Raw genomic sequence first — 12,613 nt, forward strand, 5'->3', positions numbered from 1 at the left:
CCGCCTGCTGTCTATGCAGAGCAAGCCATATCAAAAAAGGGGGTGTTTTCGCAAAAGTCGCCAGCCACTGTCTTCCAACTTTTTCCGAGTCTGCTCTAGGCCCTTGCCCAGCAATTCCCAATTTAAATATTTTTCTCCGGCCATATGCGGAAGCAGATCTGTCCATCCCCCTCCGGTCCCTCCATTCTCGAATATTATATGAACGAATTGTATTTCTTTTATGAATTTTAGCACTCACCCCTTGACAGTGCTAAAGTCGGGATTATAATGGGCTTGAACCTTGAGAGAGGGGGCACATGATCCCCTCCCAAAAAGTTCCTCCAGCTCTCTCCAAGGGCCGAGCAAAGTATTCGTTATTTGAATGGAGGAATGAATTATGTCTAACAACAAGTATTTGGCCGAGCGTCTGTTTGATGACTTTTGGGGGGATGGATTTCCCACCGCTCCGATGTGGACTGGTCACGACCCTCTGTATGGCAAGCACGTTAAGAATCTGATGAAGACCGACGTACGGGAAACAGAGAATTCCTATGAGTTGGACATCGATCTGCCTGGCTTCCAGAAAGAGGAAATGACTGTGGAACTTCGAGACGGCTATCTGTCCATCCGTGCCGCAAAGGGACTTGACAAGGAGGAAAAGGACAAAAAAGGCACTTATATTCGTCAGGAGCGTTATACCGGCGCATGCAGCCGCAGCTTCTACGTTGGTGATGTGGAGCCTGAGGAGGTGTCCGCTAAGTATGAAGACGGTATCCTGAAGCTGACGTTGCCCAAGAAGGAAACAAAGGAGCTCCCCCAGCACAACCGGATTGCGATTCAGTGATTCGCGCGCTTCTTAAACTTCCATTTTTCTCTTGTACCTCTCAATACAATATCTAAAAACCCTCTGCCCATTTGAAAATGGGCAGAGGGTTTTTAGATTATGAAAAAGAACACAAGGCTTTCCTCTGGCAGAATCCGCTTTTCGTCCTTTTTTCCAAAAAGGACATATGAAATGGACAATCAAACCTTAATCTGGAATGTTAAGATATATGACGGCACAGGGGGCCAGCCGATTGCCGGATGCCCCCCTCCGTTTCCGGCCACTCTCTGCCTGCCCGTTCCGCACTATTCAAAGATGGCCCGGGACAACTGCAACGGCTGTTCGCAGCGGTTGTCGATATCCATTCCATTATCAGAGAAAACTCTGCCCTGGAAATCCGGTGCGATCTCCGTGGGAACCTTGTCCAGTTGCGCCGCAGTCCCGTTATTCCGGAACAGGTTGTATGGATTGGGAAAACTCACTTCGCCACCGCCATCGCTTTCATAATTTGTAACAGGCCGGAAGATCTATTTCTTCACTGCCGATTCTCTGGCGAACCTTTTTGGAGAGAAACAGTAAAGGAACGCTCAATGCGTTCCTCAGTACGTTAAGAAAAACTGGTCTGTATGCCATTGGCGAGATTGGGCTTTGTCCCTCCGCGCAGGGATGCCGCCGGGCTGCTTTCCCAGGTGGTCTCTGACTGCTGCGAGAGGATGAGCCTCCTCATCACTTCACCTTGAGTTCATCCAGTGGAACACAGTCTTTGGGGACAACCGGCTCATCGTCTCGCTCATTGGCCGACTCATCCACTACTCCCATATCATGATCTTCTCTGGAGAGAGCTACCGCTTCATCCAGTCTACGAGCCGTCAGACGAGTGGCGCGTGGTAAGAGCAGACTGTAGGATAAGATCGCCAGTAACTGCGCATTGCAAGGCTTGTGTTCCAATATTCTGCCTGCTAATTGTTCCAGATGGGACCGGCCTTCCTCCCATATGACGTTGCCTGCTGTGCGGATGTTTCTTTCTACAGCTTTCCAATTTGTCCGATACCTCTTTGCTACATCCGGATATACCCATTTTGTTACCAGCATCAGACGGTCCGGATGTTCCGCGCACAACTGTACTGCATAGGCAGTATAGAAGAAGCCTGTATAGTTGGCGGTGACACCAAGACGGTATAGCAGTTCATAGATCTCCATGACCTTCCTCCTCTGCAATGTCTTCCTCTGGTGGGTACGGAACTTTTTTAATCACTTCCGGGCAGTCTTTCTCTATCCCGTCTACAATTTTATCAATGGTATCTGCGGTTGGATTACCTTGTTCCGTGCGATACAGATAAAGATTGGACAGTGATATGTCAAAATCTAATGCTATTTCAGTATAAGTTTTTCCTGTGATTTCCTGATATGCTTGCAGGAGTTCAGAAATATAGCGTCTGACTCTTTTCGCCACAAAAATCTCTCCTCTCGATAATTATGGCAGAAATAGACGCTATGTGACAACTTATATATCGGAATTTTTATCCTCCGGCCATCTTCTTGAAAACGTGGAATTACTACTGAAGTACAAGAAGGGGATCTTCTCTGACCTGATGTTCCCATCCCGGAGCAAGCCGGAGCAGCCCATCGATCCGGGCTATGCGCGAAAGAGGCTCCAGATCATCCTGGAGAGCGCTGGGTGCAAGGGGGCAGATTCTTCCCTGTCTGTGGTAAAATTGTGGTCAAACGAAAAATCACCGCCAAATTGGCGGTGATTTTTCTTAAAAATGGTGGACCTGATCGGATTCGAACCGACGACCCCTACAATGCGAATGTAGTGCGCTCGCGGAGTGGCAAGTTTTCTGCCAACGGACTGCGGCATGTGGGGCGCTTATATAATGTAAGAATGGACTATATTTCTTAGCAAAAATCAGAACTGTGAATGATGCTTAAAAAGTGTTGCATATAAGCAGCAGAGCAGAAAGAACGACGGTAGATCGATACGGTCTGATAAAATCCGCTCCCTTCATTTATACGGTTGGTTATAGCTAACTGCATCCCATAAGCAATGCGCAGCGGCGATTGGACTTACCATGCATCACGCACTGCGCATCGTGGGCTTATTATAGCACATGGAGTTAGCCATGTGCTACCGCGCAAAATGCACAAGCCGCAAAGTAGAAAGAATGTGTTTTTTAGCCATTCTGCGAATTGCTGCCTTGAGCAGTCTGCTTATCGGCGGTCAGCCGGCTCATGCTCCGCAGGCTGACGCCCAGAGTGGAGAGGTTGTGCAGCGTGGCCGAGGTAGCGGGCGGCAGAACTCCGGCCACACCCAGGGCGATCAGGGCGCCGTTGAAGCCGATGACAAAGCGGTAGTTGGAGTGGATGCGCACCATCAGCGCCATGGCGATACGGCGCAGCTCCACCAGCTCCCAGAGGCTGTCGGCGGCGATGGTGATGTCCGCGATCTCCCGGGCGATGGCGGCCCCGTCGCTGATGGCGATGCCCGCGTCCGCCTCGGACAGGGCCGGCGAGTCGTTGATGCCGTCGCCCACCATCAAAACGGTGTGCCCCTCCCGGCGGAGCCGGGCCACATACTCCGCTTTGTCCGCCGGAAGGACTCCGGCGCGGAAGTCGTCCACTCCCACCTGGGCGGCAATGGCCGCGGCAGTGCGGCAGCTGTCTCCGGTAAGCATGACGGTGCTGGTGATCCCCAGAGCGCGAAGCGAAGCGAGGACTTCTCTTGCTTCCTCCCGCAGCGGGTCGGAGATGCAGATCACAGCGGCCAGCTGCCCGCCCGCAGCCAGATACAGGTGGGAATACTCCGGCGGAAGCGCGTCAAAGCGCTCCTGTTCGCCCTCTGGAATGACGCAGCCCTCATCCTCAAACACGAAGTGTGCGCTTCCGATCAGGACCCGCTCCCCATTGACGGTGCTGGCGATGCCGTGGGCCACCAGATACTCCACCTTGGAGTGATACTCCTCATGGCGCAGGCCCCGGCGCCTGGCCTCCTCCACCACGGCGTTGGCCATTGAGTGGGGGAAGTGCTCCTCCAGGCAGGCCGCCAGCCGCAGCATTTCCGTTTCCTCTTTACCGCCGAAGGGCACCACCTGAGTCACCTGTGGACAGGCGTGGGTCAAAGTGCCGGTCTTATCAAACACGATGGTATCGGCAGCGGCTGCCGCCTCCAGGAACTTGCCGCCCTTGACGGTGATATGGGCGCGCCCCGCCTCCCGCATGGCGGAGAGGACGGCCAGGGGCATCGCCAGCTTCAGGGCGCAGGAGAAGTCCACCATCAGCACCGACAGAGCCCGTGTCACATTCCGGGTGAGGACGAAGCTCAGCAGGCTCCCGGCGAAGGTATAGGGCACCAGCTTGTCCGCCAGATTGGCGGCCCTGCTCTCAGCCTCCGACTTCATCTGCTCCGACTGCTCGATCATGTGGACGATCTGGTCATAGCGACTCTGGCCGGAGGCCTGTTTGACCTCCAGCACACATTCGCCCTCCTCCACCACGGTGCCGGCATAGACGGCGCCGCCGGGTCGCTTGGGCACAGGAATGGACTCGCCGGTGAGGGACGCCTGATTGACGGTGACCTCCCCCTCCAGCACCAGACCGTCCACGGGGATGATGCCGCCGGCGCGGACCACTACGGCGTCCCCCGGCTGGACCTGGGACACAGGGACCAGCACTTCGCCCTGGGCTGTGCGCAGCCAGACCCGATCCACATTCAGGGACATACACCGGGCCAGATCGGCTACGGATTTCTTTCGTGTCCACTCCTCCAGCAGTTCGCCGATTTCCAAAAGGAACATGACCATTCCGGCGGTTCCGAAGTCCCTTCGACAGGCGGAAATGGAAATGGAGAGGGCATCCAGCAGCTCCACCTTGACGCGGCGGCGCAGCAGACAGTGCAGCCCTCGCCGTACAAAGGGGATCATGTGCCAGAGGATGCGGGCGATGCGAAGGGGCGATGGGAGAAAGAGCGTGCAGGCGGCTTTGCAAAGAACCTTGCCCACCAGCTTCTCCTCAAATTCCCGGTTCAGCGCCCGACTGCTGTGGGCGGGCAGCGATATGGTCTGCTCTGCCTCCCGCCAGGAAAAGCACAGAATGTCATCCAGTACAGCTTGGCGGCTGCCGTCATAGTACAGGATGACGCAGCAGGTGCGCTCATGGACGGTGACCTGCCGGCACCAGGACCTTCTCTGGAGCCATGTCTCCAGAAGATCCGCCTGTGCCAGCGTCATTTGATTCTGGCGCAGCTGGAACCGGATGCGCCCCCGGCTCTCGTGCAATATGGTTGCGTTCATAGGTTCCTCCTTCACGAAAAGAGGGAGCCGCTGGCGGCTCCCTCTGGGTCAATCAGGCTTCTTCGCTTTCCAGATTGGCAGCGGCGGCTTCCTCCGCTTCCTTTGCCGCCCGGTCCTCGTTCAGCTCCTTGGCGGAGGCCAGAATGTCTGCGGCGTTCTCCTGCACCGTGGTCACGGTTCCCATAACCGAGTCCTTCATCCGCAGGCCGGCGGCCGTGACATGGACATAGGCCTTCTTGGCGTCCTTGCTGGACAGCAGCTTCACGCCAAAAGAGCCAAACAAAGCGCCGCCCGCAAAGCAGGCCAGTTTCGTATAAACACTCATTGCAATACTTCCTTTCCCTTATTTCCGCTTGTAGCCGGTGACCATGACCATGATCATACAGATCACAACGCCCCAAGCCCAAAAACGATGCTGTTTCATCGCCGTCACTCCTTTGATTACTTTGGAATGTCTGGATATTATAGCAGAAAACAAAGATGGCTGTCGCTGTCAAAACAGACGCAGAGTTGCGGTTTCCGACATTTTTCTGTACTGGCCGGGGGTCATGCCATATTCCCGCTTGAATGCGGTATTGAACTGGCTCATGCCCTCATATCCCACAGACTGCGCAATCTGCTGGATGGGCATCCGGGTGGTGCAGATCAGCTCCTGCGCCCGCCGCAGGCGCTGCCGGATCAAATAAGTGTGGATGGGCACGCCGTAGGCGCGGCGAAAGCCTTCCTTTAAGAAGGTTGGGGAAACGGAAAACTGCTTGCAGAGCAGGTCAATGGTGAGTTTTTCAGACAGGTGTGCCTGGATGTATGCCTTGATTTCCAACAGGCTGTGGGATACTGGGCAGCCTGTACCGGAGGGAGCTCCATCCGCTTCTTCTGCCTCGGTGCAAAGTAAATACAGCAGCTCTACTGATTTGAAAACACAGTAACGCTCCTGGGCTTCCTCAGACAGATGAAGCGCCGTTTCAAAAAACGCCTGTGTCCAGGGTGTACCGTGCAGCGCCATGCACCCGCGACTTGCCGCCATCTTCCGCTTAACGACTTTGGTATTCAACTCCATCCCCAGGGCAGAACAGACTGTCATAAGGCTTTCTTTTGCGGCTTTTGCGGCTACCGCCACCAGGATGCCGCACAGGTTTCCGCTGTATTGACAGGAATAAAGCTCGGAGCTGTCAGAAAGCAGAAAGATCTCCCGAGCCTCCACCACATAGGGCGCCCCTTTCGAGGTCTGAACCGCAAGGCGGCCGGACAGACAGAAAAGCACTTCAAATTGGAGCGGTACTCCGCATACCGGGATGGACCGTGGAGACCCCTGCTCCGGCTCCGGTAAGGAAAAACGGCAAAGCTGTACCCCCGGCATGCTTCTGCTCCAGCATCCTGTATTTTGATTGAACAAATGCTCTTTCAGCATGATTTCTCACGACCTGTTTCTCTGTGATCAAACCGGCTTTGCCTGCGCTGTCCTGGGAACAGAGAGAAGGCGGGAGACAAGCAGCTTGTCTCCTGCCTTCTGCGGTGTGTGGTCGTCAGGCCAGCGCCGCTCCCAGTTCGCGGCAGGCCGAGAGGGCCTCGTCGTCGGGGGTCTCGTTGCAGATCACACTATCGCAGACCATATTGGCCCCAGCGTCACCGCAGCGTGACTCCCAGCTTCTCATCCACTCGCCGCCGCCCCAGCCATAGGAGCCGAACAGGGCAATGCTCTTCCCGCTCAAGCGTCCTTCACAGGCAGCGAACATGGGCTCAAATTCGCTCTCCTCCAGCTGCTCCGCCCCCATGGAGGGGCAGCCGAAGGCGATGGCGCCGTAGTTGCCAATCTGCTCCGCGGTAAACTCTGCGGCGGGGATGACGGATACCTCAGCCCCTTTGCTCTTGGCGCCTTCGGCCACCGTCATGGCCATGGCCTCGGTGTTTCCCGTGCCGCTCCAATACACCACTGCAACTTTACTCATAAGACTCAACGACCTTTCTTTCTGGATTTGTTATGGCAGAAACATCAACCAGCTACGGTGAGCTGCTCGATGGATTTCCCTTGCTGCCACTGCCGAGAGTAGATTTTGCTGCACATCTCGTATTTCTCAAAGATGTTTCTGGCGGTCTGCTCGTCGCCGTAGACCTTCCAGCAGCCCACGCACTTGTGATTGCACGCCCCATTGCAGATGAAGCCCAGCACATCCTCCGGCGGATAGCTCAAAAACAGGCCAATCTCATGGGGGAACTCTCCAGCGGACTGAAGCCTGCGCATCAGCTGCACCACACAGCAGTCAGGCTTCTCCGGTGTGTAACCATACGCCGCCAATAGTTCCCTTGCGCGCAGATTGGTCAAATCGATCTCCAGTGCATTGGGGCGGTAGGCGTAGATCAAAGCGCGCCCTTTGCGAACCCTAAGCGGCAGTACACGGATTCCTCTGGGAACCAGTTTCCTGTTCAGTCGGCACAGGTCTTTCGTCAGCTCCTCCCGGCTGGAGCAGGCGCAGGAAAAGAGATTTCCCGTCTTAATCCCGGCCAGGGTGGGAGAACAATGGCGAATCAGCAGATCCTCTGACATAGGCGTTTCCCTCACAAAATCATGTCCACATGCGGACAGTGCGGGGAAATATGTAATACTGACAATTTAAGATAGGTTAGCAAAAGCTAACTAATGTGCCGAAAAGATAGCCACCGCCCGTTGGTTAGCGGTAGCTAACTAATGCAATTATATATAGGACCATTTCGCTTGTCAAGAGGATGTATGGATTTTGCTGACAAAAAAATGGCGCTTATCAGATACCTGTGTTATAATAAGCAAAACACCCGTTTCTTATGGAGGTTCCCATGGCAATTCACGAGTGTGGCCAGATGTATCTGGAAACCATCTATATTCTCTCTCAGGACAGCGCATTCGTTCGGGCTATCGATGTGGGAGAACAGCTGGGCTTTACCAAACCCAGCGTCAGCAGAGCCATGTCCATTTTGAAAAAGGACGAGTATGTGAATGTGGACGCTGACGGTGCAATCATCCTGACGGAGACCGGGCTTGCCATTGCAAAGACGATGTACACCCGCCATACGGTGTTGAGCCAGATGCTGATGGAACTGGGTGTGGGCGAGAAGACTGCGACCGAGGATGCCTGCCGGATTGAGCATGTAATCAGCGAGAAATCCGTTGCGGCGGTGCAGGCGCACTTGGCGCAGGTAACGAAAATGCGGGAGGATGCGCACGGGCAATGAGTCTATGCAAATTTGGCGGACTTTGTTATCGAGCGGCAACACGATATGTGAATACCTGTCATTTGCAGAGAATATCAAATGAGGTGGAGCCTTGATATGGACTCCACCTCATTTTTATGTGATCTGCGCTTTTGAATCAGGAGCGGCCTGCTGTGTGAGTTCACCGCCAAGCGCACCTGCTCCATAGCTCCAACCGCTCACGACAGATCACCCTTATGTGGCTGCTGTCTTTTCAAAAGATTTCGGGCGGCTTTTTTGATGTTATAGCACACGCCAAGAACGGCGATGCAGAATAGCAAAGCCGCTAATCCATATCCAAACGACTGCATTGCCATGTTCATGTTCACGCCTCTTTTCTGACTGCTGCTTCTAAAGACCGCAGCCAAACAATCCTCTTTTTTTGTACGGCTCCTTCTGGATCGTGCCGACCTCATACCCTGTGCTGCGAATGGCGTTCATAACAGTCTCCGTGTCCAGCTCTGTTTCAGAGAGGATCACGGTCTGGTTTTTGCTGCGGGAGGAGTTTACCTTTTTGACCGGACAGGCTTTGCGCACAGCGTCATTGACATGAGCCTCACACATCCCGCACATCATTCCGTTGACTTCCACTGTGTACTTCCACATAATTTCTCATTCCTCCTTGACTTTTGTATAATCGAGCTGCGCGGACCGGACGGTGGTCTGCCATGCCGCAGTCCGTTCATCCGGGATCTTCCTGACCATCAGACAGCACAGCGGCGCCAACGAACTTCCGAGAATCGGATGGCGAACGATGGAATAGCTGCGCTCGGACAGGTATGCCATCAGCTCCCCGGCAGTCCAGACATGGTACACCCGAAAGCCTGACAGCCCCATGAACCAGAGCCGGAGTCTGGCGCTTCGGCTTTTGCCCCAGACAAAGGTAGGAGCGAACAGCCATCCCCCCGGCTTCAGAACCCGCCAGGCTTCCGCCAGAGCCTTTTCCAGGTGTGGCATGACATGGAGGGCGTTGGAGATCACGACCGCATCGAAGCTCTCCGGCCCGTAGGGCAGCTTGGTGGAGTCCTGAACGGAGAAATGGAGCCGAGACGAATAAACCTGCTTTTTTGCCTGACGGATCATTTCAAATGAAAAGTCGGTTGCCTCCCAGCTCCGGACACACGGAGACAGCGGAACGGACAGCTGATCTGTTCCGCAGGCTAACTCCAACACATCCATATCCCGTTTCAGAAAAGGGCGCATTGCTTTGCAGATCTGCTGATAGGTCATCTGAGAACGGCGCATGAAACCGGAGTAATGCCGTGAAAACCGCTCCCAAAACTGCTTGTTGTCATCCATGCAATATTGTCACCTCAATGACGGTTAGCGTTTGCTAACTACATCATACTCTTTGTCGCATGAAATTGCAAGATGCCGCCATAACATCTTTCTATCAATGGATGGCCAACGCTCCAAACGAAACGATGGTGTTATATCCTCAAAGCTGATAGCCTTGTTGTCACCGGACTGCGGTGTAAACGCTGTTTGCTATGGGTTATTGCGCTGGAAAGAAAGCATGATCTGATGCGAAAATAGCTTGACTGGTTAGTTATAGCTAACTATAATCAGTCATAGGACACTACGCCTTTTGATGAGGACCTATGGAGAAATACAAGATTGAGAAGGACTCCGTGCAGGAGATCCCTATACGGTTCTTGGTTGCATCCGTCAGCCGCTGGCAAAGCTGGCCGACGGACCTATGTGCCTCCGGAGCATCCGGATAGACTTTACAGAAAACCACTACGGTAAGATTGGAGGAGAATATGCCGATTGAATTGTGGAAAGGGCTGCTGATCCCCTTCGCTGGGACAGCGCTGGGCGCGGCCTGTGTCTTTTTTATGCGGAACAGCTTGAGCGACCTGGTTCAGCGTGCGTTCACCGGCTTTGCGGCGGGTGTCATGGTCGCGGCTTCCATCTGGAGCCTGCTGCTGCCTGCGATGGAACAGGCGGCAGACATGGGCCGGTGGTCCTTTGTCCCCGCCGTTGTGGGTTTCTGGCTCGGCATCCTATTCCTGCTGGGGTTGGATCGGTTGATTCCCCATCTGCATCGTGGCAGTTCGGAGGCCGAGGGCGTCAAAAGCAGATTGGGAAAAACGACCATGCTGACACTGGCGGTTGCTCTGCACAACATCCCGGAAGGTATGGCGGTGGGTGCGGTTTATGCCGGGTGGCTCTATGGGGACAGCGGAATCACACTGGCGGGGGCACTGGCTCTTTCTCTGGGAATTGCCATTCAGAACTTTCCGGAGGGCGCGATCATTTCCATGCCCCTGAAAGCGGAGGGGTTCTCCAAATCCTGTTCCTTTCTGTACGGAACGCTGTCCGGCGCAGTGGAGCCAATAGGTGCCATCCTGACCATCCTTCTGGCTGGTATTTTAGTCCCGGTGCTGCCTTACGCCCTAAGCTTTGCTGCCGGAGCGATGGTCTATGTGGTAGTGGAGGAATTGATCCCGGAGATGTCGGCGGGAAAACACTCTAATGTGGGAACCGTTCTGTTTGCGGTCGGCTTTACCCTCATGATGACGCTGGATGTGGCTCTGGGGGCTTAAGTACAATGATATCTAACCGATTTCTTTCCGGCTTGAAATACGAGTAAATCATAGCAATAGGAGACATATGTATGAACTGGACGCGCGTTGTCTTGGACGGGTTTGCTATGGCAGCCTATTTTAACCTGTTTGCCGGGTTGGTGGCACTGTATCACCCTCGACTGATGTTCCCATGTTATCCGCCAGCCATCATCAAGGCGGCGAAAGATTCGCCCACCAGTGCGGAAAACCGCTTTTACTGGCTTTGGATCTGTTTTGGGGAGCTGCTGCCTCTCCTGCTTTATGGCGCGGTCAGTACCATGGAGAGCGGGACAACAGGGTTCTGGCGTCTGGCCCTGACCGGGTATATCCAATGGATGATGGTTAATTTCTGTGACTTGTTGTTTTTGGATTTCTGGCTGATTCAGAGAAAGGCGAAAAGCCGGTTTATCACCCCGGGAACTGAAGGGCACCCCGGCTACGGGTTCAACGCCTGGATGAAAGACTACGCTCTGCCGGAGCACTTGCTCCAGTGGCCGTTTTTGATGTGCCCTATCCTGGCGGCGGCCCAGGCAGGGCTGGGGCTGCTCATCGATATGTTTTGGTGAACAGTAAGAAAATGTGCCGCATAGGTATTTGTTCTCAAATTGTCAGACCGGTAGTCAAGATGATGGGGATGCCTTTGGGCAAAAACTGCGGGAGATGGGCTATCAGAATGTCCGACGCATGGGTACCCCAGAAGAGGCTTTTGGTCCCACCGCCGGGAGGCAAGGATGATACTGGTATCTTCCAGACAGCTTGTCGGCAGGAAGCAATCCGGAAAACAGGAGGGATGTTGTTTTGTCAAAGTTAGGCGTTGTGGAAGACACGCTGTTTGTCCCCATGCTGGGCAGGATCTATGCCAGCGAGTACTGCCCGCAGATCCTGTACGATCCAAAGGCGCTGGAACTGAAAAAGAAACTGCCTTCCGACCTGCTTGGGAAGGGCGGCCAGAGCCAGTATACTGTTGGCCTCCGCCGCCCGGTCCGCCAATGTAGATCGGTTCATCCGGACCTTTCTGGAGCGCAGACCGGACGGTGTGGTCGTTTAGCTGGGCTGCGGTCTGGAGACGACTTATTCCCGCTGCGATAACGGGCATACCCGCTGGTATGCTCTGGATATGCCCCATGTGGTGGAGTACCGGCGGGCGCTGCTGTCGGAGCCGGAGCGGGAGACCTATCTCGCCGGGGACGCCTTTGCCGAGGACTGGATCAGGCAGATCCGCGCCGATGTGCCGGATGCTCCTATTCTGGTCACCGCCGGAGGCCTGTTCCACTATTTTGAGGAAAACAAGGTTGTGGGCCTCCTGCGGATGCTCACGGGGTTTGGAGAGATTGAAATCGTCTTTGACACCGTGAGCAAAAGCGGTATGGCCATGATGCGGAAAAAGTACATGAAGCAGGTGGGCCACAGAGATGCGCAGATGTTTTTCTATGTGGATTCCGCGTCGGAGCTGACCGGGAAAATTGGCAGTGGGGTCAGGGTGCTGGCCGAGGAGCCCTATTACCGCCATATCCCCCGAACCGGATTGAAGCTGTCTACAAAAATCAGCATGTCGGTTTCGGACCGGTTTTGGATGGTCAAGATGGTCCATCTGGCAACCGAATGATGCCTTCGCCAAAAGCCGTCCGGAGTGTTCCGGCCGGCTTTTTTTGAGCGGATATGGCCACACCCTCTTGACAAATCACCTTGCCGGCTTTATTATAACGACGTTATATAACACCGTTATATGG

17 protein-coding genes and 1 pseudogene are annotated in these 12,613 nt (G+C 54.5%); 7 read left to right on the forward strand and 11 right to left on the reverse strand.

What is annotated here, in order from left to right; translation table 11 throughout:
• The first annotated feature begins 376 nt into the window (after window positions 1-376).
• On the forward strand, window positions 377-823 hold the full coding sequence (locus OCV64_RS02930; protein WP_147570761.1) for an Hsp20/alpha crystallin family protein: 447 nt from the start codon (window positions 377-379) through the stop codon (window positions 821-823).
• A 284-nt stretch (window positions 824-1,107) separates the two neighbouring features.
• Here the strand turns inward: OCV64_RS02930 and OCV64_RS02935 are convergent, their stop codons facing one another.
• Window positions 1,108-1,284: a hypothetical protein gene (locus tag OCV64_RS02935; protein ID WP_240287025.1), complete on the reverse strand. Its 177-nt coding sequence runs from the start codon at window positions 1,282-1,284 to the stop codon at window positions 1,108-1,110.
• Between the two features lie 310 nt (window positions 1,285-1,594).
• On the opposite strand from OCV64_RS02935, the gene OCV64_RS16125 reads away from it, so the two are divergent.
• Entirely contained in the window at window positions 1,595-1,693 is a 99-nt protein-coding gene (locus OCV64_RS16125) for a hypothetical protein (RefSeq protein ID WP_366460989.1), read from the forward strand.
• 69 nt (window positions 1,694-1,762) lie between these two features.
• On the opposite strand, the pseudogene OCV64_RS16130 reads toward OCV64_RS16125, so the two are convergent.
• From OCV64_RS16130 to OCV64_RS02970, 7 genes and pseudogenes are all read right to left on the reverse strand, one after another.
• Window positions 1,763-2,002 (reverse strand): annotated as a pseudogene (locus OCV64_RS16130) (sporulation initiation factor Spo0A C-terminal domain-containing protein); the annotation flags it as partial.
• Window positions 1,989-2,255, reverse strand: a complete 267-nt coding sequence (locus tag OCV64_RS02945) for a hypothetical protein (RefSeq protein WP_240287021.1) — start codon at window positions 2,253-2,255, stop codon at window positions 1,989-1,991. The gene OCV64_RS02945 and the pseudogene OCV64_RS16130, both read right to left, overlap by 14 nt.
• Window positions 2,256-2,976: 721 nt before the next feature.
• Window positions 2,977-5,091, reverse strand: a complete 2,115-nt coding sequence (locus OCV64_RS02950) for a heavy metal translocating P-type ATPase (RefSeq protein WP_262669276.1) — start codon at window positions 5,089-5,091, stop codon at window positions 2,977-2,979.
• Window positions 5,092-5,143: 52 nt separating this feature from the next.
• Window positions 5,144-5,416, reverse strand: coding sequence for a DUF6110 family protein (locus OCV64_RS02955; protein WP_087238102.1), 273 nt, complete (start codon window positions 5,414-5,416; stop codon window positions 5,144-5,146).
• 168 nt (window positions 5,417-5,584) lie between these two features.
• A complete protein-coding gene (locus OCV64_RS02960) occupies window positions 5,585-6,448 on the reverse strand; it encodes a helix-turn-helix domain-containing protein (RefSeq protein WP_262669277.1) in 864 nt (287 codons plus the stop codon).
• A 166-nt stretch (window positions 6,449-6,614) separates the two neighbouring features.
• The gene (locus OCV64_RS02965) at window positions 6,615-7,037 is read right to left on the reverse strand and encodes a flavodoxin (RefSeq protein ID WP_262669278.1); all 423 of its coding nucleotides are present in this window, start codon (window positions 7,035-7,037) and stop codon (window positions 6,615-6,617) included.
• 44 nt (window positions 7,038-7,081) lie between these two features.
• Window positions 7,082-7,633 (reverse strand): DUF3793 family protein, encoded by a 552-nt coding sequence (locus OCV64_RS02970; protein ID WP_262669280.1) that lies wholly within the window; start codon window positions 7,631-7,633, stop codon window positions 7,082-7,084.
• Window positions 7,634-7,899: 266 nt separating this feature from the next.
• On the opposite strand from OCV64_RS02970, the gene OCV64_RS02975 reads away from it, so the two are divergent.
• Entirely contained in the window at window positions 7,900-8,295 is a 396-nt protein-coding gene (locus OCV64_RS02975) for a metal-dependent transcriptional regulator (protein ID WP_262669282.1), read from the forward strand.
• Between the two features lie 197 nt (window positions 8,296-8,492).
• Here the strand turns inward: OCV64_RS02975 and OCV64_RS02980 are convergent, their stop codons facing one another.
• Genes OCV64_RS02980 through OCV64_RS02990 form a run of 3 tightly spaced genes read right to left on the reverse strand, consistent with a single transcriptional unit; the run spans window position 8,493 to window position 9,612 of the window.
• Window positions 8,493-8,636 (reverse strand): hypothetical protein, encoded by a 144-nt coding sequence (locus OCV64_RS02980; RefSeq protein WP_262669283.1) that lies wholly within the window; start codon window positions 8,634-8,636, stop codon window positions 8,493-8,495.
• Window positions 8,637-8,664: 28 nt separating this feature from the next.
• Complete coding sequence (locus OCV64_RS02985) at window positions 8,665-8,919, reverse strand: heavy-metal-associated domain-containing protein (protein ID WP_262669285.1); 255 nt, start codon at window positions 8,917-8,919, stop codon at window positions 8,665-8,667.
• A 6-nt stretch (window positions 8,920-8,925) separates the two neighbouring features.
• A complete protein-coding gene (locus OCV64_RS02990; protein ID WP_262669286.1) occupies window positions 8,926-9,612 on the reverse strand; it encodes a class I SAM-dependent methyltransferase in 687 nt (228 codons plus the stop codon).
• 464 nt (window positions 9,613-10,076) lie between these two features.
• Here OCV64_RS02990 and OCV64_RS02995 point away from each other — a divergent pair, with 464 nt between their 5' ends.
• The 4 genes from OCV64_RS02995 to OCV64_RS03005 all read left to right on the forward strand — a co-directional run bounded on the left by OCV64_RS02995 (window position 10,077) and on the right by OCV64_RS03005 (window position 12,489).
• Window positions 10,077-10,862 (forward strand): ZIP family metal transporter, encoded by a 786-nt coding sequence (locus OCV64_RS02995; RefSeq protein WP_262669287.1) that lies wholly within the window; start codon window positions 10,077-10,079, stop codon window positions 10,860-10,862.
• Between the two features lie 71 nt (window positions 10,863-10,933).
• Window positions 10,934-11,449 (forward strand): hypothetical protein, encoded by a 516-nt coding sequence (locus OCV64_RS03000; RefSeq protein ID WP_262669289.1) that lies wholly within the window; start codon window positions 10,934-10,936, stop codon window positions 11,447-11,449.
• A gap of 232 nt (window positions 11,450-11,681) precedes the next feature.
• Window positions 11,682-11,972: a hypothetical protein gene (locus OCV64_RS16135; protein WP_394803815.1), complete on the forward strand. Its 291-nt coding sequence runs from the start codon at window positions 11,682-11,684 to the stop codon at window positions 11,970-11,972.
• Window positions 11,944-12,489: a class I SAM-dependent methyltransferase gene (locus tag OCV64_RS03005; RefSeq protein ID WP_394803817.1), complete on the forward strand. Its 546-nt coding sequence runs from the start codon at window positions 11,944-11,946 to the stop codon at window positions 12,487-12,489. The genes OCV64_RS16135 and OCV64_RS03005 overlap by 29 nt, the downstream gene beginning before the upstream one ends.
• Window positions 12,490-12,613: the final 124 nt, after the last annotated feature.

The sequence above is a fragment of the Muriventricola aceti genome (genome assembly GCF_025567565.1).
GTDB classification, from domain to species: Bacteria; Bacillota; Clostridia; order Oscillospirales; family Oscillospiraceae; genus Lawsonibacter; species Lawsonibacter aceti.

What these genes read in the sequence shown, in the direction of transcription:
- OCV64_RS02975 (WP_262669282.1), top strand. Translation starts at nt 7,900, where the DNA reads ATGGCAATTCACGAGTGTGGCCAGATGTATCTGGAAACCATCTATATT.
- OCV64_RS02930 (WP_147570761.1), top strand. Translation starts at nt 377, where the DNA reads ATGTCTAACAACAAGTATTTGGCCGAGCGTCTGTTTGATGACTTTTGG.
- OCV64_RS02990 (WP_262669286.1), bottom strand. Translation starts at nt 9,612, where the DNA reads ATGGATGACAACAAGCAGTTTTGGGAGCGGTTTTCACGGCATTACTCC.
- OCV64_RS02950 (WP_262669276.1), bottom strand. Translation starts at nt 5,091, where the DNA reads ATGAACGCAACCATATTGCACGAGAGCCGGGGGCGCATCCGGTTCCAG.
- OCV64_RS02985 (WP_262669285.1), bottom strand. Translation starts at nt 8,919, where the DNA reads ATGTGGAAGTACACAGTGGAAGTCAACGGAATGATGTGCGGGATGTGT.
- OCV64_RS02965 (WP_262669278.1), bottom strand. Translation starts at nt 7,037, where the DNA reads ATGAGTAAAGTTGCAGTGGTGTATTGGAGCGGCACGGGAAACACCGAG.
- OCV64_RS02970 (WP_262669280.1), bottom strand. Translation starts at nt 7,633, where the DNA reads ATGTCAGAGGATCTGCTGATTCGCCATTGTTCTCCCACCCTGGCCGGG.
- OCV64_RS02955 (WP_087238102.1), bottom strand. Translation starts at nt 5,416, where the DNA reads ATGAGTGTTTATACGAAACTGGCCTGCTTTGCGGGCGGCGCTTTGTTT.
- OCV64_RS02980 (WP_262669283.1), bottom strand. Translation starts at nt 8,636, where the DNA reads ATGAACATGGCAATGCAGTCGTTTGGATATGGATTAGCGGCTTTGCTA.
- OCV64_RS02995 (WP_262669287.1), top strand. Translation starts at nt 10,077, where the DNA reads ATGCCGATTGAATTGTGGAAAGGGCTGCTGATCCCCTTCGCTGGGACA.
- OCV64_RS03000 (WP_262669289.1), top strand. Translation starts at nt 10,934, where the DNA reads ATGAACTGGACGCGCGTTGTCTTGGACGGGTTTGCTATGGCAGCCTAT.
- OCV64_RS02960 (WP_262669277.1), bottom strand. Translation starts at nt 6,448, where the DNA reads ATGCCGGGGGTACAGCTTTGCCGTTTTTCCTTACCGGAGCCGGAGCAG.